Raw genomic sequence first — 18291 nt, 5'->3', positions numbered from 1 at the left:
AGGAGCGGTGATGGCCGTCCAGCCCTTGGGGTAGGGCGGCCATCTGCCGTTCTGGGCGCGAGGGGCGGCCCGTCAGCGGTGCCGGTGTCGGTCCGGCGGGGGTGTGAGGGCGAGTCCTGGGGCGTAGTCGACGCCGTGCTCGGGTGGGATGGGCTCGCCGGTGTCGGCGTCGGTGCAGTAGGCGGTGAAGACCTCGGCCGCGGTGAGGGGGCGTGGCCAGGAGTCCCGGAGGGCCCAGCCGCGGACGGTGTCGTGGGCGGTCTCTGGGGCGGTGTGCTGGGTGACGGCCCTGGTGTCGTCGGTGGCCTCGGTCGTGGTGCGGGAGACGATGCCGCCGGGGGTGTGGAGGGCGAGGCCGGCGGCGAGGACCGTGCAGAAGACCAGGGTTTCGGATTCGGCGGGCCGGCGTTGGTCGCCGGCTCCCGCCGTGGCGTGCAGGACCGCCAGGAGGGGCGGTTCGCACGCCGGGACGCTGCAGACGAGGTGGTGGGTGCCGTCCCCGAGGGCTTCGAGGAGTTGTTGCAGGGCGCGGCTGGCGCGGGCGAAGGCGGCGTGGGCGAGGGGCTCGCCGCAGTCGGCGCAGGTCCCGGCGCGGGCCAGGAGGGCGGATGCCTGCTCCCAGGTCGCTCGGCGGTCGGCTTCCTGGACGAGTAGCGGCAGCAGCTCGGTGAGCGGCTCGCCGCCGTAGGGCAGGGTCGCGCCGGTGCAGGCGAGTTCGGCGGTGTAGCGCGTGCGGCTGTCGGGACGGTCCGGGTCGAGGGCGAGGTCCGCGCAGTATTCCTCGTAGGCGACCGGGTCGAAGAGGCCGAGGGTGGTGAGGACGCCTTGGGAGGCGAGGGTGCGCAGCAGGGCTTCCATCTGCTGGAGGTAGTCGGCGTGGTCGTCGAAGGGGAAGGTGCGGTAGCGGCGCATGGCCGCGAAGTCCCGCTCGTCGGCCAAGACGGCAGCGGTGCTGGGTACTTCGCGGCGCAGTGCGGTCCTTGCGGTTCTTCCTGACGGGTTTCGGGATGTGTTTCGGGACGTGTTCCGGGATGTGGATGTCATGACTCCCCCTGATCCGCCTCAGTGAGTGCGGTGCTCGAACATCACTTGTCACTGAGAGTAATCGAGGGGTCCGACAACCGCCCTACTTCGCGCGGTCGCGGGCGATGCGCTCGTAGAAGCGGAGAAGTTCGAGGTCGTCGACGGAGCCCGGGTTGACGGCCTTGTCGAGGGGGGTGCCCTGGAGGAGGCGTTTGACGGGGACCTCGATCCGCTTGCCGGTGAGGGTGTGCGGCACGCCGGGGGCTTCGATGATGTCGTCGGGGACGTGGCGGGGGGAGAGCTGTTCGCGGATGGTCTGTTTGATGCGGGTGCGCAGGGCGTCGTCCAGGGTGGCGCCGGGGGCGAGGTGGACGAAGAGCGGCATCCAGTAGCCGCCGTCGGGCAGTTCCAGGCCGATGACCAGGGATTCGCGGATCTCGGGGAGGCGTTCGACGGCCTCGTAGATGTCCGCGGAACCCATGCGGACGCCCTGACGGTTGAGGGTGGAGTCGGAGCGGCCGTGGATGACGACGGAGCCGCGGGAGGTGAGCGTGATCCAGTCGCCGTGCCGCCAGACGCCGGGGTACATGTCGAAGTAGCTGTCGTGGTAGCGGCTGCCGTCGGGGTCGTTCCAGAAGCGGAGGGGCATGGACGGCATGGGGTTGGTGACGACGAGTTCGCCGACCTCGTCGGTGAGGGGTTTGCCCTGGGGGTCCCAGGACTGGAGGTCGGTGCCGAGGCAAGCGGCCTGGAGTTCGCCGATGTGGACGGGGAGGGTGGGGACGGCGCCGGCGAAGCAGCTGCAGACGTCGGTGCCGCCGCTGACGGAGGCCGTCCACAGGTCGGTGCCGTCCTCCGCGAAGCGGTCGTGCAGCCAGCGGAAGCCGTCGGGCGGGAGCGGGGAGCCGGTGGTGGCGACGCAGGTGACGGCGGACAGGTCGAAGTCGCGGGCGGGGTGGATGCCGGCTTTGCGGCAGGCCATGACGTAGGCGGCGGAGGTGCCGAAGACGGTGGTGCGGGTGCGGGCGGCGACCCGCCACTGGGCGGCGATGTCGGGGTGGCCGGGGCTGCCGTCGTAGAGCACGATCGTGGCGCCCACCAGGAGGCCGCCGACGAGGAAGTTCCACATCATCCAGCCGGTGGAGGTGTACCAGAAGAACCGGTCGTCGGGGCCGAGGTCGCAGTGCAGGCCGGTCTGCTTGAGGTGTTCCAGCAGGATGCCGCCCTGGGACTGGACGATGGCCTTGGGCAGGCCGGTGGTGCCGGAGGAGTACAGGACCCACAGCGGGTGGTCGAAGGGGACCTGTTCGAAGACCGGTTCGGTGACATAGGAGATCAGGTCGGACCAGTTCAGGGCGCCTTCGGGGGCGGGGGTGCCGAGGAGCGGGATGTGGATGACGGCCTGGAGGGTGGGCAGTTCGCGGCGGATCTCGGCGACGGTGTCGCGCCGGTCGTGTTCCTTGCCGCCGTAGCGGTAGCCGTCGACGGTGAACAGGACGACCGGTTCGATCTGCTGGAAGCGGTCCAGGACGCTGCGGGCGCCGAAGTCGGGGGCGCAGGAGGTCCAGACGCCGCCGACCGCGGCGGTGGCGAGGAGGGCGACGACGGCCTGCGGGATGTTGGGGACATAGCCGCCGACCCGGTCGCCGGGGCGCACGCCGAGGCGGCGGAGTTCGGCAGCCAGCGAACCGACCTGGGCGCGCAGGTCCGTCCAGGTGACCGGGGTGGGCTCGTGGGTCTCGTCGACGTGGAGCAGTGCGGGGGTGTCGGCGCGGGCCGGGTCCTCGGCGGTGCGCAGGGCGTGCTCGGCGTAGTTGAGGGTGGCGCCGGGGAACCAGCGCGCGCCGGGCATCGTTCGGTCGGCGAGGACGGTTTCGTACGGGGTGGTGAAGCGGACGTCGAACCATTCGGCGGTGGCCTGCCAGAAGGCGGCGAGCTCGTCGACGGACCAGCGGTGCAGGGCGGCGTAGTTCGCGGCCGGGGCGCCGGGGGTGGGGGCGGGCGCACCGTGGTGTTCGGCGGCCCAGGTGTGGAAGCGGGTGACCCGTGCGCCGGCGACGCGGTCCGGGCCGGGCTGCCAGAGGGGTTGCGGCTGCGGTTCCGGCTGGGCGGCGGACTGCGGTGCGGTGGTCATGATGCGGCTCCCGGACGGTACGCGTCGTCTGCGTCGGACGCACGGCGTTGGGGGTCTCCCGGGGCGGGTGCGCACGACTCGGCTTCCAGGACGATGCCATGTGATCGACTGGTGCACCAGGGTCGGCCCCCGGCATTCGGAGTGACGGAAGAGGGGGGACCGGGACGGAGGCGGGTGACGAGGGCGGTTTCGGCCATGGGCCGACGATCCGCTGGCCTGAAGGTGGCCGAGCGTGACCTCTCGCAGGTGAACGGGAGTTGAACGGTGCCCGCACACGGGGGCGTCAATGGCAGGGTGACCGGCATGGACGGGCGTGATCTGGTGCGGTCGGTACGGATGGTCAAGGCGGTCGGGCCGGCGCAGGGGCTGCGGTCCGTGCGGACGGCGTGGCGCCGGCGGAGGGCGGACGCGCTGGCGCTGCCGCGGCGGGTCTCGGAGCGGGCGCGGGTGCCGGGGGCCGCGCGCGGCGCCGAATCGCGGCCGGGCGGCGGGCTGATCCGGTTCGCCCGGTCGTCGCTGCGGGTGCGGGTCGCGTCGGGAGGCGCGGTGTTCTGCGGCTGGGACGGTGCCGGGCCGGAGCCCTCGTACGCGCTGGCCGGGGCGTGTCCCGCGGCGGACACCCGGGCGGTGCTGGAGCCGGACACGGAGGGCGGCTGGCGGATCGTCTCGGAGCGGGTGATGGTGGCGGTGTCCCGGCACGGCGCGGTCGAGGTGCGCACGCCCGGCGGTGCGGTGCTGCGGCGGGAGCTGCCGCCCCGTTGGTGGGACCGTACGGACGAGCACGCGGAGGGGCGGGAGCCGGGCGGGGGCGGCTCCCGGTGGGTGCAGCGCTCGGAGGTGGCGGCCGACGCGCGGTTCTTCGGGCTGGGCGGACGGGCGCACGGACCACGGCTGCGGGACGGTGCGTACCGGCTGTGGAACACCGACCCGGGCGGTGCGTTCGAGCCGGGCGACGATCCGCTGTCGCTGACGATGCCGGTGCAGCTGGTGGTGGCGGACGCCGGGACGCATCTGGTCTTCCATGACAACTCCTGGGACGGCCGGGTGACGCTGCGCGAAGGCGCGGAGGGCGCCGGCTCCGGGCACGACCGGCCGGGCACCTGTGAGGTGCGGATGGACGGTGGGCCGCTGCGCTACTGGGTGCTGGCCGGCACCCCGGCCCGGGTGCTGCTGGGCTGGACCGCGCTGACCGGCGCACCCGCCCTGCCGCCCCGATGGGCGCTGGGGTATCAGCACGCCCGCTGGGGGTTCGGTGACGCGGCGGAGGTACGCCGGGTGGTGGCCGGCTACAAGGAGCACGAACTTCCGCTGTCCGCCGTCCACTTGGACATCGATCACTACGACCGGCACCGGGTCTTCACCGTCGACCGGAAGCGGTTCCCGGATCTGCCGGGGCTGGCCGGGGAGCTGCGCGGCGAGGGGGTGCGGCTGGTGTCGATCGTGGATCCGGCGGTGCGGGCGGAGCCGGGCGACGCGGTGTACGACGCCGGGGTGGCGGCCGCCGCGTTCGTCCGGGACGCGCGCGGGCGGGAGGTGCGCGGTGTGGTGTGGCCGGGTGAGTCGGTGTTCCCCGATTTCACCGATGCGCGGGTGCGCAAGTGGTGGGGCGGGCTGTACGCGGAGCGGCTGGCGCAGGGGTTCGCGGGGGTGTGGCACGACATGAACGAGCCGGTCTTGTTCGCGCCGTTCGGCGAGTCGACGCTGCCGCGCTCGGCCCGGCACGCCCTGGAGGGCCGGGGCGGCGACCACCGGGAGGCGCACAACGTCTACGGGCTGGCGATGGCGCGGGCGGGCTTCGAGGCGCTGTGCGAGCTGCGGCCCGACGAGCGGCCGTTCCTGTTCTCGCGGTCCGGCTGGGCGGGGTTGCAGCGGTACGGGGGCACCTGGTCGGGGGATGCGGCGACGGGCTGGCCGGGGCTGCGGGCGTCGCTGTCGCTGGTCCTGGGGCTGGGGCTGTGCGGGGTGCCGTACAGCGGGCCCGATATCGGCGGGTTCTCCGCGGTGCCGTCCCGGGAGCTGTATCTGCGCTGGTTCCAGCTGGGCGCGTATCTGCCGCTGTTCCGTACCCATTCGGCGATCTGGGCGGGGCGGCGGGAGCCGTGGGAGTTCGGGCCCGAGGTGCTGGCGCATGCCCGCGCGGCGCTGCGCGAACGGGAGCGGCTGCTGCCGTATTTCGGGACGTTGGCGCAGTTGGCGCGGCTGACGGGGGCGCCGTACGTCCGCCCGGTGTGGTGGAACGCGCCGCGCGACCGGGCGCTGCGGGACTGCGAGGACGCCTTTCTGCTGGGCGACGCGTTGCTGGTGGCGCCGGTGCTGGAGCCGGAGGTGCGGCGGCGGGCGGTGCGGCTGCCGCGCGGGCGGTGGTACGACACCGCGACCGGGCGGGCGTATGACGGCCCGGGGCAGGTGCTGGTCGAGTCGCCACTGTCGCGGATTCCGGTGCTGGCGCGGGCGGGTGCGGTGCTGCCGGTGGCGGGCGCGGACGGCGGGACGGAGCTGGAGGCGTGGGCGCCGGTGGCCGGGCGCGGGGGCGTCGGGGTGGTGGTGCGGGACGCGGGGGACGGCTGGCAGCGGCCGACGGTGGAGCGGTTCGTCTCGCGGCTGGAGGGGGGCCGGGTGGTCGTGGAGCGGCGGGACGGGGGCGCGGTGGGGTATCCGGTGCGGGTGCGGGGGCCGGCGGGCGGGTAGCGGAGCGGGCGCCGGTGGCGGTCTTCCCCTTCGCGTGCCGCGCCTGGTAGACGAGGGCCATGCCGAGACTCGCTGCCGCGCTGCGCGGCCTGGCCGTCGCTGCCGCTGCCCTGATGACCGTCGCCGCGCTGCCGTCGGGCGCGGCGGCGGGGGCCGCCCATCGGACGGCGTCCCCGTCCAAGGCTCCTGAGGAGTTCGTCGCACTGCGTGAGGTGGACCCCACCATCATTCAGGAAATGCGCTACTTCACGCCGCACAACTTCGTGGGCGTACCGGTGGACGGCTATCGCAGGCCGAAATGCATACTGACGCGGGACGCCGCTCAGGCTCTGCACCGTGCTCAACTCTCCTTTCTCAGGCGAGGTTTCACGCTGAAGGTCTACGACTGCTACCGGCCGCAGCGCGCCGTGGACCATTTCGTCCGGTGGGCCAAGGATCTCGACGACGAGCGGATGAAGGCCGAGTTCTATCCGCGCGTGGACAAGTCGCGGCTGTTCGACGACGGGTACATCGCCGCCAAGTCCGGGCACAGCAGGGGAAGTACGCTCGATGTGACGCTGGTCAGGCTGCCCGCGCTGCCCACTCGCCCGTATGTCCCGGGTGAGCCGCTGACGCCTTGTTACGGGCCGAAGGCCGAGCGCTTCCCGGACAACTCCCTCGACATGGGGACCGGGTTCGACTGCTTCGATACGCTCTCGCACACCCTCGATCCGCGTATTCGCGGGAAGCAGTTGAGGAACCGGCTGCTGCTCAAGCACGGGCTGGAGCGGGCCGGGTTCATGAATCTCCCGGAGGAATGGTGGCACTACACCTTCCAGCCGGAGACCTTTCCGGATACCTATTTCGACTTCCCTGTCGAGTGACTTCGCCGGCCGCCGAGGGCGGCGGCGCGGGTGCGGTCCAGGCCGTCGGCGACGATCCGGGCGTGGCCGAAGGCGAGGGGGGTCCGGGGCACGCGCGACCTCCGGGCGATCTGCGGGCGGGGCACGGAACCACCCCCGTCGGTTCCGTGCCCCGGACCCTGCTCTGAGGGACGCGAGCGGGCCGCGGCCGGTTGAGTGAGTGGCGGACGAGCGGGTGAGAGGGCCTGCCCGGCGGCCGCTCTTCCCCACCGTCCGGCTACATGCCAGAATCTCCTGACGTTCCGTCAGTTCTGGTCATCGCATCGCCGGTCGCCGGGGAGGGGTCGTCGTGCCACGCATACGCAAACCCGTGGTGCCGGGCTGGTTCACTCAGGACACCGGGGACTTCCGGCTGCTGGGGACGCGGTGCCGGTCCTGCGGCTCGGTGTTCTTCCCGCGCGAGGACGTCTTCTGCCGCAATCCGGGCTGCGCGGGCGACGACCTGGAGGAGGTGCCGCTGTCCCGGCACGGCACGGTCTGGTCGTACACCGACGGGCGCTATCGCCCACCCGCCCCGTATGTCTCCGACCCTGACACCGAGTGGCGGCCGTACACCCTGGTCGCGGTGGAGCTGGTGGCGGAGCGGATGGTGGTCCTCGGGCAGGCCGCGCCCGGTGTCGGCGTCGCGGATCTGGCGGTGGGCGCGGAGGTGGAGCTGGTGCCGGGGATCCTCAACGAGGACGCCGAGCACACGTGGACGACATGGCACTGGCGGCCGGTCACGACCGCCCCCGGGCCGGAAACAACCGCATGACCGGCGAGCCGGCCGCATGACCGGCGAAGTGGCCGTGCTGGGCGCCGGGATGCACCCCTGGGGCAAGTGGGGGCGCGGCTTTGTCGAGTACGGGACGAGGGCGGCCCGGGAGGCCCTCGCGGACGCCGGGCTGGAGTGGGGCGCGGTGCAGAGCGTGGTCGGGGCGGACACGGTGCGCGGCGGCTACCCCGGCTATGTCGCGGGCGCGACCTTCGCCAGGGCGCTGGGTTCCCAGGGCACCCGTGTGACCAGCGTGTACGCGGCCTGTGCGTCCGGCGCGCAGGCCATCGACACCGCGCGGGCGCAGATCCTGGCGGGCATGGCGGAGGTGGTGCTGGTGGTGGGCGCCGACGCCGCGCCCAAGGGGTTCTTCGCCCCGGCGGGCGGCGACCGTCCCGACGACCCCGACTGGCTGCGGTTCCGGGTGCTGGGGGCCACCAACCCGGCGTACTTCGCGCTGTACGCGCGCCGCAGGATGGCGCTGTACGGCGACACCGTCGACGATTTCGCACAGGTGAAGGTGAAGAACTCGGCGGCGGGCGCGGCCAATCCGTACGCCCGCTACCGCAGGCGGGTCACCACGCGGGAGGTCGCGGCGTCGCCGGTGGTCGCCGATCCGCTGCGGCTGCTGGACATCTGCGCCACCTCCGACGGGGGCGCGGCGCTGGTGCTGAGCAGCATGGACGCGGCGCGGCGGCACGGCGTCGCGGACCCGGTGCGGATCCGTGCGGTCGCCGCCGTCACCCCGCGGTATCCGCGGACGGAGCTGGATCTGCCCGATATCGCCAGCGATTCCGCGGCCGCCGTCGCGGAGCCGGCCGCCGGGTTCCGGGCGTCGCTCGCCCAGGGCGCGTACGAGGAGGCGGGCATCGGTCCGGAGGACCTCTCACTGGCCGAGGTCTACGACCTGTCCACGGCGCTGGAGCTGGAGTGGTACGAGGATCTGGGGCTGTGCGGCACCGGCGAGGCCGCGAAGCTGCTGCGGGACGGGGCGACGGCGCTCGGCGGGCGGCTGCCGGTGAACGCGAGCGGTGGTCTGGCGTCCTTCGGCGAGGCGGTGCCGGCCCAGGCCGTCGCACAGGTCTGCGAGCTGACGTGGCAGCTGCGGGGGCGGGCGGGTGAGCGTCAAGTTCCCGACGCACGGGTCGGTGTGACTGCCAATCAGGGACTCTTCGGGCATGGGTCCGCGGTGGTCGCCGTCCGGTGAGGGGCATATCAGCGCACGACCGCTCTCGAAGACCGTGTGAGGGTGCCGGGCGGCGGCCCATACGCTCCGGAAGGATGCGTGAACAGTGCGTGAACCGCCGTCCGCTGCGGCATCGCCCGGGCATTCTGCTGTTGTGCCTGCCTGGACGGACCAGCTCCGATTCGCCTACCAACCCGTCGTGAACCTCGCGACCGGCTCGGTCGCCGCGCTGGAGATACTCGCCCGCCCCGAGGACGCCCGGATGGACGTCCTGGCGTCCGCGCACCGCTGCCCCGATCTGGACGCCGAACTCGCGGCGCTCGCCGTACGCTCCGCCACGCGCCAGGAACCGCTGCTGCCGCTGCATGTCAATGTCTTCGCGGCGACCGTCGCGGAGCTGCCGAGCCTGACCGCGCTGGGCAAGGCCGTACACGAGGGGGGCCGACGGCCGTGGGAGATCACCCTGGACATCGGCGGGCCGTTCACCCATGTCCCGCGCCGGGCGCTGCTGGAGGCGGTGGCGGGGCTGCGCGACGAGGGCTACCGGATCTGCGCGGACGGGGTCGGGGACGGTGATCTGCCGCTGCGGCTGCTCGGCGAACTCGCGCCGGACGTGGTCAAGCTGGATGTGTCGGTGTGCGCCGGGCTGGCTGCCGACCGGGGGCGGCGGGCCGCGGTCGCCGCGATGCGGCAGCTGTGCGATCAGGTGGGCGGGCTGCTGGCCATCGAGGGCGTGGAGACCGAGCGGCAGTACGCGGCGGCGCGGGATGCCGGGGTGCAGCTGGCGCAGGGGCATCTGTTCGCGCCGCCCTCCCGGCGGGCGGCCGCGGACATCTTCCTCCCGGCCGCGCCCCCGCCGCAGGTGAGCGGGCCCGAGGCACCGTACGGGCCGCCCGCGGGGCCGCCCGTCACCCAGTTCCTGCAGCCGGCCGCGCTGCTGCCGATGTCCGCGTCGGCGGGCGCGGTACGCAGCCATCTCACCGGGTTTCCCGCGGTGTCGGGCGTCCTGCTGGTGGACTCCGACGGGGTGCCGGTCCGGGCGATCGACCGGGACCGGTTCCTGCTGTCGCTCTCCGGGCGCTACGGGCACGCGCTGTACGCCGACCGGCCGGCGCTGCGGCTCGCGGACCGGCCGCGGACGGTCGGCGCGGAGGCCACCGCCTGGCAGGTGCTGGATGTGATCGCGGAGGGCGGTCGCGACCGGGCCGGTGACGATGTGACGGTGGTGGACGAGCGCGGCCGGTGCATGGGCGTGGTGCATCTCGCCGACATCGTGCGGGCGCTGGCCGAGAGCCGGGTGGAGGAGGCGGCACGGCTCAACCCGCTGACCCGGCTGCCCGGCTCGGACGCGGTCAACGGGGAGGTCGACCGGCGGATCGCCGAGGGCCGGGCGTTCGCGCTGAGCTGGCTGGATGTGGACGGTTTCAAACAGGTCAACGACAGCGCGGGGTTCGCGGCGGGCGATGAGCTGATCCGGTCGGTGGGGCGGGTGCTGGCCGAGGTCGCGGCGCGCGAGCCGGCCGCCCGGGTGGGGCATATCGGCGGTGACGACTTCCTGGTGCTGGCCGGGCCGGGGCGGCTCGATCCGTTCGCCGCGGCGCTGCTGGATGCGGCCTGGTCGGCGGGCGGGCTGCCGGTGACGCTGTCGCTGGCCACGGTGGTCTGCCCGCCCGGCAGTGTGACCGGTCACCGTCAGGCGGCGGCCGCCCTGGCGCCGCTGAAGAAGGCCGCGAAGGCGCTGCCGGGGGCGAGCTGGGTGCTGGGCCGGCCGGGCTCGGAGCGTACCGAGGTCCGGCGGGGCAGCCCGGTCCGGGAGCGTCCGGCGGGTGGCGGCCCGGCCGGCCGGGAGGGCGTACCGGCCCGCGGGTGACGGGCGCGGCGGGCGCCCGGCCATGTCCGGCGGTACGCGCTGCAAACACCCGGGACTGCCCGGCGGACCTCCACGGACTCTCCGGTGGCAGGCCCGTTACGCCCGCCCTCGGGTCCCAACGGCCACTTCCGCACGCGACCTTGACGCCCGATCACCTGCGGTGAAAACTTCCGGGTGCCAGTTCGGCAGCGCCGCACCAGGCACCCGGCCGGGTGGCAGCGGCTGCCCGCTGCCCGCCGGTGGCACGCACCCTGCACGGAGGACCGGGGGACGTCCCCGGGCCAGGGCCAAGGAGCCGCCATGTATTCCCATGGGGACATCTTCGTCGGTGAAGTGATAGGCACCGCGATTCTGATTCTGTTCGGCGCCGGTGTGTGCGCCGCGGTCAACCTGCACTACTCCAAGGCGAAGGCCGCGGGCTGGGTCGCCGTCTCCTTCGGCTGGGGCCTGGGCGTGATGGCCGGGGCCTATACCGCCGCGCCGCTGTCCGGCGGGCATCTCAATCCGGCGGTGACGGTCGGTTCGGCGGTCGCGGACGGCACCGAGTGGTCAAAGGTGCCGCTCTACGTCCTGGCGCAGATGGTCGGCGCGCTGATCGGCGCCGTGCTGGCCTGGGCGCTGTATTACGCGCAGTTCGCCGCCAACAAGGAGCGGGACACGGCGCAGCCGACGCTGGGGATCTTCTCCACCGCCCCGGAGATCCGCAAACCGGCCGCCAACCTGGTGACCGAGATCATCGCCACCACCGGGCTGGTGCTGCCGCTGCTGTTCTTCGGCCGGAACCAGGGGATCGGCATCGGCCAGGTCCCCGGCGCGGAGGTCGGCGTCTACGGCTCCGGCATCAATGTGCTGCTCGTGGCGCTGCTCGTGGTCGGTATCGGCATCTCGCTCGGCGGGCCCACCGGTTACGCCATCAACCCCGCCCGCGACCTCGGCCCGCGGATCGCGCACGCACTGCTGCCGATCCCCAACAAGGGGTCCTCCGACTGGGGTTACGCCTGGATCCCGGTGGCGGGACCGCTGATCGGCGCGGTGCTCTCCGGTCTGGTCTTCAACGCGGCCTTCTGACACCGGCGTTCTGGTACCGGCGGGGCCGGTTGCCCACGCACCCGTACGTCACGACCTCAGGAGACAGCACGTCATGACGGAGCACACCGAGAAGTACGTCGCCGCCATCGACCAGGGCACCACGTCCAGCCGGTGCATCATCTTCAGCCACAGCGGATCGGTCGTCGCCGTCGACCAGCGGGAGCACCGGCAGATCTTCCCCAAGCCGGGCTGGGTGGAGCACGACGCCACCGAGATCTGGTCCAAGGTGCAGGCCGTGGTGGCGGGCGCGCTGGCCGAGGCCGGGCTGCGCGCGGACCAGCTCAGCGCGCTGGGCATCACCAACCAGCGGGAGACCACGGTCCTGTGGGACCGGGCCACCGGCAGACCGGTGCACCACGCGATCGTCTGGCAGGACACCCGTACGTCCCAGCTGTGCGGCGAACTGGGCGGCACGGACGGCCAGGACCGGTTCCGGGACGCCACCGGGCTGCCGCTGGCCAGCTACTTCTCGGGCCCCAAGGCGGCCTGGCTGCTGGACGAACTGCCGGGCCTGCGGGCCCGCGCCGAGCGGGGTGAGATCGCCTTCGGCACCATCGACTCCTGGCTGATCTGGAATCTGACCGGCGGCACCGACGGCGGGGTGCATGTCACGGACGTGACCAACGCGGGCCGCACGATGCTGATGAACCTCTCCACCCTCCAATGGGATCCGGCCATTCTCTCCGCGATGCGGGTGCCGGAGGCGATGCTGCCGGAGATCAGGTCGTCGGCGGAGGTGTACGGCACGGCCGTCGGACAGCTGCACGGCGTACCGGTGGCGTCCGCGCTCGGCGACCAGCAGGCGGCGGTGTTCGGGCAGACCTGCTACCGCGTCGGCGAGGCCAAGAACACGTACGGGACGGGGTCGTTCCTGCTGCTCAACACGGGAAACCGGCCCGTTCCGTCCAAGAGCGGGCTGCTGACGACCATGGGCTACCAGCTCGGCGGCGAGGCGCCGGTCTACTGTCTGGAGGGGTCGATCGCGGTCACCGGCGCCCTGGTGCAGTGGCTGCGCGACCAGCTCGGCATCATCGCGTCGGCCGAGGAGATCGAGCCACTGGCGGCGAGCGTCCCGGACAACGGCGGGGCCTATGTCGTCCCGGCGTTCTCCGGTCTGTTCGCGCCCTATTGGCGCCCCGACGCGCGCGGTGTGATCACCGGTCTGACCGGCTTCGTCACCAAGGCGCATCTGGCGCGCGCCGTCCTGGAGGCGACGAGCTGGCAGACCCGGGAGGTGGTGGACGCCATGTATCAGGACTCGGGGGTGCGGATCACCCAGCTCAAGGTCGACGGCGGGATGACCGCCAACGGTCTGCTGATGCAGCATCAGGCGGATGTGCTGGGGGTGCCGGTGATCCGCCCGGTGATCCCGGAGACGACCTGCCTGGGCGCGGCCTACGCGGCCGGCCTGGCGACCGGTGTCTGGCAGGACCTGGACGAGCTGACGTCCCATTGGCGGCGCGATGCGGAGTGGGCACCCCGCATGGACGGGCGGACCAGGGACCGCGAGTACGGGAACTGGCGCAAAGCCGTCGAGCGGAGCTTCGGCTGGCTGGCCGAGGATGGCGGGGCGACCACCTGAATTCCGCGCTCGGGCCGGATACTCAGACGTACGGCCCGTACCCCGGACGGCGGGGTACGGGCCGTACTTCCGCACTCCCTCAGGGAAGCGCGGGCTCGTGCCGCCGCGCGCCGAGGTGCATCGCATGCTCGACGACGGCGATCAGCACGTCCCGGGCGGAGTCCTTGACCCGCGCGTCGCAGAGCATCACCGGGATCGCGGGGTTCAGGTCCAGGGCTTCCCGGACGGCCTCCGGCGGGTACACCTCGGCGCCGTCGAAGCAGTTGACGGCGACCGTGAAGGGCAGGTCACGCTGCTCGAAGTAGTCGATCGCTGCGAAGCTGTCCGCCAGCCGCCGGGTGTCGGCGAGCACCACCGCGCCGAGGGCGCCGCGTGCCAGCTCGTCCCACAGGAACCAGAAGCGGTTCTGCCCCGGTGTGCCGAAGAGATAGAGGACCAGTTCGTCGTTGAGCGTGATCCGGCCGAAGTCCATCGCGACGGTGGTGGTGGACTTGGCCTCCACCCCGGCGAGGTCGTCGACCGGCCGGCTCGCCTCGGTCAACCGCTCCTCGGTGCGCAGCGGTTTGATCTCGCTGACCGCGCCCACCAGCGTCGTCTTGCCCACGCCGAACCCGCCCGAGACGAGGATCTTCAGCGACACCGGGCCGACGGCGGTGGACCGGCCGTGGCTCTCAGAACGCCCGAAGACCATGGGATTCTCCTGAATTGCCGTGTGTGCAGGTGCAGCTCACGCTTGTTCCTCGAAATCCAGCCATCGGGGGGCGGCAGCTGACGAGGCACGCTACAACGCGGGCGGCGGAGTGCTCTCCCACGGTGCTCTTGCGGTGCGGAATCGTTGCACGGGGGTGACCACCAGAAGTGGCCAACCCCCGCAAAGCGGATTCATAACGCGCGCAGGCCGTCGATCACTTCGCGCAGCACCTTCTCGTCCGGCAGTTCGGCCGGCGGCACGGGCCTGCTGACACGTACCAGGCCCGCGTCCAGCAGATCGCCGATGAGCACCCGCACGACCCCGACCGGCAGATCGAGTCCGGCCGCGAGCTCGGCGACCGAGAGCGGCGCCTCGCGGCACAGCCCGACGATGTCCACATGCTCGGGCGACAGCGTCTGGTCGTCGACCGACTCTTCGGCACGGCTCTCGGCGATCACCTGCGCGATCAGGTCCAGGCGTCCCTCGGCGGGGGTGTGGGTGCGCCCGCGCGTCATCGCGTACGGGCGGACGACAGGGCCCGCCTCGTCGTCGAACCAGCGGGCCTCCCCCCGCTCCCGCCCGATCCGGCCGTCCTGGTGCTCGGTCATGCCATCGCCGCCGTCGCCCTCAGGTGGGCTGCCCGGACCTGGGCGCGGTGCCCAGGTGCGTACCCACGCGCTTGACCAGCAGCGTCATCTCGTAGGCGATCAGGCCGATATCGGAGTCGGCGTCGGCCAGTACGGCCAGGCAGCTGCCGTCGCCGGCCGCGCTGACGAACAGGAACGCGTCGTCCAGTTCCACCATGGTCTGCCGGACCCGGCCGGCGTCGAAGTGCCGGCCGACGCCCTTGGCCAGGCTGTGGAAGCCGGAGGCCACCGCGGCCAGATGCTCACCGTCCTCGCGGCTGAGGTCCTTCGAGGCGCCGGTGGCCAGCCCGTCGCTGGAGAGCACCAGTGCCTTGCGGATGCTGCCGACCCGCTCGACCAGCTCGTCCAGGAGCCAGCTCAGCTCGCCGGATCCCTTCGCAGACTCTGCAGTGGCGGACGCCGCGGTGGACGTTGCTGCCTTCGGTGCGGTCATGGACCGTCCCCTCCCGATGTGGTTCCTGGTGCTGTGGTGCCCTCGCCGTCGCGCGCGGCCGTGTCGCGGGCGTCGTCCGGGCGGTGGGCGTCATCCGTTCGGTGGCCGTCCGCGTGGTGTGGGGTGTCGACGCGCGCCGTGGAGGTGTCGTTGCGTGCCGTGCCAAGGGCGGTCGGGCGTGGTGTGCTCCCGTCCGTCGTGGCGACGGCGGTCGTGGCGTCGGCCGCTCCGTCTGCTCTCTCCTGTCCCGTCCCGGCGTCGCCCGGGGCCTCCTCGTGGTCACGGCGGCCGCGTTGCCAACCGCGCTGGAGTGAGGCCATCCGGGTGCGGACCGTGTCGGCGTCCCGGGCGTCCGCCGGGTCCTCGGCCGGGCGCTCCGGCTCGGTGGGCTGACGGGTGGTGGGGGCGGCCTTGAGCTGGGGTGCCAGGCTGGCCTGGCGTACGCGGCGGGGCAGGCCCCGTGGCGTGGTGGGCGTGGGGGCAGGGTGCTCGGTATGTCCTGTTTTCCCGTGGGAGTCGCCGTCGTGGGTATCGCCGTCGCCCCGGTGGGTGTCGCCGTCGCTCCCATGAGTGTCGCCGTCGTCGACCGTGCGGCCGTGGTCGGAGACCAGGACCGGCGGGCGGGGGCGGCGCGGCAGAGGGGTGAGGCCGCCGGCCGGGGCCTGGTCGCGGGTCTGGTGGTGCTGCTCGCCGTCCGGGACGGGCGGGACCGGCGCGATGCTGCGCGGGGCGGCCGGTGAGGGGACCGGGCCGGTCGGTGCGGACGGTCCCCGGCGGCCGCGGCCCCGCGGGCGTTCGCCGCTGCCGGGATCGCCCCTGCCGAAGAGGCGTTCCTCGTCGTCGAGGGAGCGCAGCTCGTCCGGGCCCAGCGGCGCCTCCAGTTCGATCGGGCCGTCGAGGATGCCGGAGGTGGTGCGGGTCTCACCCTCGGGGAGGGGTATCGGCACCTGGGAGAGCGCGGCCAACCTTCCTGCTGAGTGGTCCAGTCGGCCGGATTTGTCCAGGGCGTTGCCGCCCACGCCGTCGGACGCGTCTCCGGCCGTCAGTTCGGGATCTTCCCGGCCGTCGTCGGAGGTCTCGGTCAGGAGCGCGCCGGGGATGAAGACCACTGCGGTGGTGCCGCCGTACGGGGAGGGCTGGAGGGAAACACGGACGCCCTGGCGCCGGGCGAGCCGGCTGACGACGAACAGGCCGAGGCGGTCGGTGTCGGACAGTTCGAACTCGGGGGTTTCGGCGAGCCGGAGGTTGGCGTCGAGCAGCAGGTCGGGGGCCATGCCCAGGCCGCGGTCGTGGATCTCCAGGGTGAAGCCGTTGGGGACTCGTTCGCCGAACACCTGGACGGCGGTGTGCGGAGGCGAGAAGACGGTGGCGTTTTCGAGGAGTTCGGCGATGAGGTGGGTGAGGTCGGAGACGGCGGGGCCGTCGACGGCGAGGCGGGGCAGCCGGCGTACCTCGATGCGCTCGTAGTCCTCGACCTCGGCGACGGCCGCGCGCACCACGTCCATGAGCTGGATGGGTTTGCGCCACTGCCGGGAGGGGGCGGCGCCGGAGAGGATGACCAGGCCCTCGGCGTGCCGGCGCATACGGGTGGTCATGTGGTCGAGCCGGAACAGATCGGCGAGTTCTTCGGTGTCCTCGGTGCGCCGCTCCATGGCGTCCAGGAGGGTCAGCTGGCGGTGCAGGAGGACCTGGCTGCGGCGGGCGAGGTTGACGAAGACCTCGGAGACGCCGCGGCGCATGTCCGCCTGTTTGACGGCGGCCTCGACGGCGGCTCGCTGGAGGGTGTTGAGCGCCTGGCCGACCTGGCCCATCTCGTCCTGGCCGAATTCCAGGCGGGGCGCCTCGGTTTCCACGTCGACCTGTTCGCCGGCCGCCAGCCTGCGCATCACGCTGGGCAGCCGGACGCCGGAGACCTCGTGGGCGTCCTTGCGGAGCCGGGTGAGGTCCTTGATGTGCCGGCGGCCGATGCGGAAGGAGACGACGACGGAGACGAGCAGGGCCACAAAGCCCAGCACGCCGGCGATACCGGCCTTGAGCACGACGGCCGTGGCGACCGGCGCCACCCGCTCGCGGTAGCGGGCGCCCGCCTCGTCACCCATCTCCTTCAGATCGCCGAGCACCTTCTTCGCGGCCACGTTCCAGCGTTCGGCGTTGAGCAGATGGGGTGCGGCCCGCGGGCCCGCGGCGATCGCACGGTTCTCGTACGAGATCACCGTGCGCGCCGTGGCGGTGCGCCAGTAGTCGTCGAAGAGACCGCGGTCCTTGGCGGGCAGGGAGGTGAGGCCGCCGCCGTAGCGGATCCGGCGCTCGGCGACCCGGTCGGAGATGGCGCGCAGATCGCGCTTGCTCATGCTGCCGGACACCAGGGCCGCGGACATCAGGGCGTCCTCGCGGGCGAAGGACTCCCGGGCGCGCGCGACGACGACCAGTGCGCGGCCCTGCCGGTCCATCTTCGCGTCGTCCACGGCGTTGAGGGAGAGCAGGAAGTCGAAGTTGGGGTCGACGAGGTCGTTGTACGCCTCCATGACCTCGTCGCGGGTGGCGGTGTTGTGCTCGACCTGGGCGCGCAGGGAGGGAAGGCCGTCCAGCCCGCTGACGATGCTGTCCATCCGGTGGCCGGTGTCGCCGTTGAGGTCCTCGTGTACGCCGGGGTCCCGGGTGAGGGCGCGCAGCCGGTCGACGGCGTCGTCGGTGGCGCGGGTCCGCTGCCGCAGTTCGGTGAGGGCGTCGGCGCCGCGCCGGTCGGCGAGGTAGAGCAGGCTCTGGCGGCGTTCGCGTTGCAGGGACTGGGTGACCTCGTGGACCGGTGCGCCCAGTTGGTGTGCGACGTTGCCGACATCGAGCAGCTGGTTGGCCTCGCGCCCGGTGATATAGGTCGCGAAGGCCCACATGGCCGTCAGGGACACCAGCGGCACGAGCAGCAGCGCCACGATCTTCCGACGGATCGACTTCCCGCGAAAGGGCATGGCCTCCCCTACGTCAACCCCGGCGCTCGGGGGTGGTGTTCCGTCAACAAACGGCGAGAGCCTACTACTGTCGGGGCACCAACCCGAAGGGCTGCCCGGACGTTGGGGAATGCTTGCGGGGCGGGATCGTCCTGGGTTGTCCGCCGATGCCCGGACAACCTGCCCGGGATTACGGCCGGGGATAGGGCGGGGTTATCGGAATGCCGCGCCCCCTTCTCACGGTCGTCCGCCGGCATTCCGCGGCTGACCGTTCGTTTCCCGCCGCTGTCCACCGACTTCCCGCTGTTGTCCGTCGGCTTCTCGCTGTTTTCGCTGCCCCGGGGAAC

At 72.7% G+C, this 18291-nt stretch carries 13 protein-coding genes; 7 read left to right on the top strand and 6 right to left on the bottom strand.

Going from position 1 to position 18291, the window contains the following annotated elements; translation table 11 throughout:
* Nucleotides 1-72: 72 nt before the first annotated feature.
* Both K9S39_RS37460 and K9S39_RS37455 read right to left on the bottom strand, forming a co-directional pair.
* Entirely contained in the window at nucleotides 73-1044 is a 972-nt protein-coding gene (locus K9S39_RS37460) for a hypothetical protein (protein WP_248867760.1), read from the bottom strand.
* A gap of 82 nt (nucleotides 1045-1126) precedes the next feature.
* Nucleotides 1127-3157: an acetoacetate--CoA ligase gene (locus K9S39_RS37455; protein WP_248867759.1), complete on the bottom strand. Its 2031-nt coding sequence runs from the start codon at nucleotides 3155-3157 to the stop codon at nucleotides 1127-1129.
* A 303-nt stretch (nucleotides 3158-3460) separates the two neighbouring features.
* Between K9S39_RS37455 and K9S39_RS37450 the strand changes: the two genes are divergently transcribed.
* From K9S39_RS37450 to glpK, 7 genes are all read left to right on the top strand, one after another.
* Nucleotides 3461-5845 carry a glycoside hydrolase family 31 protein gene (locus K9S39_RS37450; RefSeq protein ID WP_248867758.1) on the top strand — a complete coding sequence of 795 codons (2385 nt, stop codon included), beginning with the start codon at nucleotides 3461-3463 and terminating at the stop codon, nucleotides 5843-5845.
* A 59-nt stretch (nucleotides 5846-5904) separates the two neighbouring features.
* A complete protein-coding gene (locus K9S39_RS37445) occupies nucleotides 5905-6708 on the top strand; it encodes a M15 family metallopeptidase (RefSeq protein ID WP_248867757.1) in 804 nt (267 codons plus the stop codon).
* A 328-nt stretch (nucleotides 6709-7036) separates the two neighbouring features.
* Nucleotides 7037-7501 carry a Zn-ribbon domain-containing OB-fold protein gene (locus K9S39_RS37440; RefSeq protein WP_248867756.1) on the top strand — a complete coding sequence of 155 codons (465 nt, stop codon included), beginning with the start codon at nucleotides 7037-7039 and terminating at the stop codon, nucleotides 7499-7501.
* Nucleotides 7502-7517: 16 nt separating this feature from the next.
* Nucleotides 7518-8708: a lipid-transfer protein gene (locus K9S39_RS37435; protein WP_248867755.1), complete on the top strand. Its 1191-nt coding sequence runs from the start codon at nucleotides 7518-7520 to the stop codon at nucleotides 8706-8708.
* Nucleotides 8709-8841: 133 nt separating this feature from the next.
* Nucleotides 8842-10557, top strand: a complete 1716-nt coding sequence (locus K9S39_RS37430; RefSeq protein WP_248867754.1) for a GGDEF domain-containing protein — start codon at nucleotides 8842-8844, stop codon at nucleotides 10555-10557.
* 300 nt (nucleotides 10558-10857) lie between these two features.
* Nucleotides 10858-11625 carry an MIP/aquaporin family protein gene (locus tag K9S39_RS37425; protein ID WP_248867753.1) on the top strand — a complete coding sequence of 256 codons (768 nt, stop codon included), beginning with the start codon at nucleotides 10858-10860 and terminating at the stop codon, nucleotides 11623-11625.
* 73 nt (nucleotides 11626-11698) lie between these two features.
* Entirely contained in the window at nucleotides 11699-13228 is a 1530-nt protein-coding gene (gene glpK, locus K9S39_RS37420; RefSeq protein WP_248867752.1) for a glycerol kinase GlpK, read from the top strand.
* Nucleotides 13229-13307: 79 nt separating this feature from the next.
* Here the strand turns inward: glpK and K9S39_RS37415 are convergent, their stop codons facing one another.
* The 4 genes from K9S39_RS37415 to K9S39_RS37400 all read right to left on the bottom strand — a co-directional run bounded on the left by K9S39_RS37415 (nucleotide 13308) and on the right by K9S39_RS37400 (nucleotide 17965).
* On the bottom strand, nucleotides 13308-13919 hold the full coding sequence (locus tag K9S39_RS37415) for a GTP-binding protein (protein WP_248867751.1): 612 nt from the start codon (nucleotides 13917-13919) through the stop codon (nucleotides 13308-13310).
* A gap of 191 nt (nucleotides 13920-14110) precedes the next feature.
* Nucleotides 14111-14527 (bottom strand): DUF742 domain-containing protein, encoded by a 417-nt coding sequence (locus tag K9S39_RS37410; RefSeq protein ID WP_248867750.1) that lies wholly within the window; start codon nucleotides 14525-14527, stop codon nucleotides 14111-14113.
* A gap of 19 nt (nucleotides 14528-14546) precedes the next feature.
* A complete protein-coding gene (locus K9S39_RS37405) occupies nucleotides 14547-14999 on the bottom strand; it encodes a roadblock/LC7 domain-containing protein (RefSeq protein WP_248867749.1) in 453 nt (150 codons plus the stop codon).
* On the bottom strand, nucleotides 14996-17965 hold the full coding sequence (locus K9S39_RS37400) for a nitrate- and nitrite sensing domain-containing protein (protein WP_248867748.1): 2970 nt from the start codon (nucleotides 17963-17965) through the stop codon (nucleotides 14996-14998). Before K9S39_RS37400 ends, K9S39_RS37405 begins: the two co-directional genes overlap by 4 nt.
* Nucleotides 17966-18291 lie beyond the last annotated feature (326 nt).

The organism is Streptomyces halobius (assembly GCF_023277745.1).
Lineage (GTDB): Bacteria > Actinomycetota > Actinomycetes > Streptomycetales > Streptomycetaceae > Streptomyces > Streptomyces halobius.
Note: the sequence above shows the minus strand (reverse complement) of the source record. Positions and strands in the feature narration are given on the sequence as shown.

Bases quoted from the DNA above. Each gene is read 5' to 3' on its own strand.
- K9S39_RS37460 (WP_248867760.1), bottom strand. From the start codon at position 1,044: ATGACATCCACATCCCGGAACACGTCCCGAAACACATCCCGAAACCCG.
- K9S39_RS37455 (WP_248867759.1), bottom strand. From the start codon at position 3,157: ATGACCACCGCACCGCAGTCCGCCGCCCAGCCGGAACCGCAGCCGCAA.
- K9S39_RS37450 (WP_248867758.1), top strand. From the start codon at position 3,461: ATGGACGGGCGTGATCTGGTGCGGTCGGTACGGATGGTCAAGGCGGTC.
- K9S39_RS37445 (WP_248867757.1), top strand. From the start codon at position 5,905: ATGCCGAGACTCGCTGCCGCGCTGCGCGGCCTGGCCGTCGCTGCCGCT.
- K9S39_RS37435 (WP_248867755.1), top strand. From the start codon at position 7,518: ATGACCGGCGAAGTGGCCGTGCTGGGCGCCGGGATGCACCCCTGGGGC.
- K9S39_RS37425 (WP_248867753.1), top strand. From the start codon at position 10,858: ATGTATTCCCATGGGGACATCTTCGTCGGTGAAGTGATAGGCACCGCG.
- glpK (WP_248867752.1), top strand. From the start codon at position 11,699: ATGACGGAGCACACCGAGAAGTACGTCGCCGCCATCGACCAGGGCACC.
- K9S39_RS37415 (WP_248867751.1), bottom strand. From the start codon at position 13,919: ATGGTCTTCGGGCGTTCTGAGAGCCACGGCCGGTCCACCGCCGTCGGC.
- K9S39_RS37410 (WP_248867750.1), bottom strand. From the start codon at position 14,527: ATGACCGAGCACCAGGACGGCCGGATCGGGCGGGAGCGGGGGGAGGCC.
- K9S39_RS37405 (WP_248867749.1), bottom strand. From the start codon at position 14,999: ATGACCGCACCGAAGGCAGCAACGTCCACCGCGGCGTCCGCCACTGCA.
- K9S39_RS37400 (WP_248867748.1), bottom strand. From the start codon at position 17,965: ATGCCCTTTCGCGGGAAGTCGATCCGTCGGAAGATCGTGGCGCTGCTG.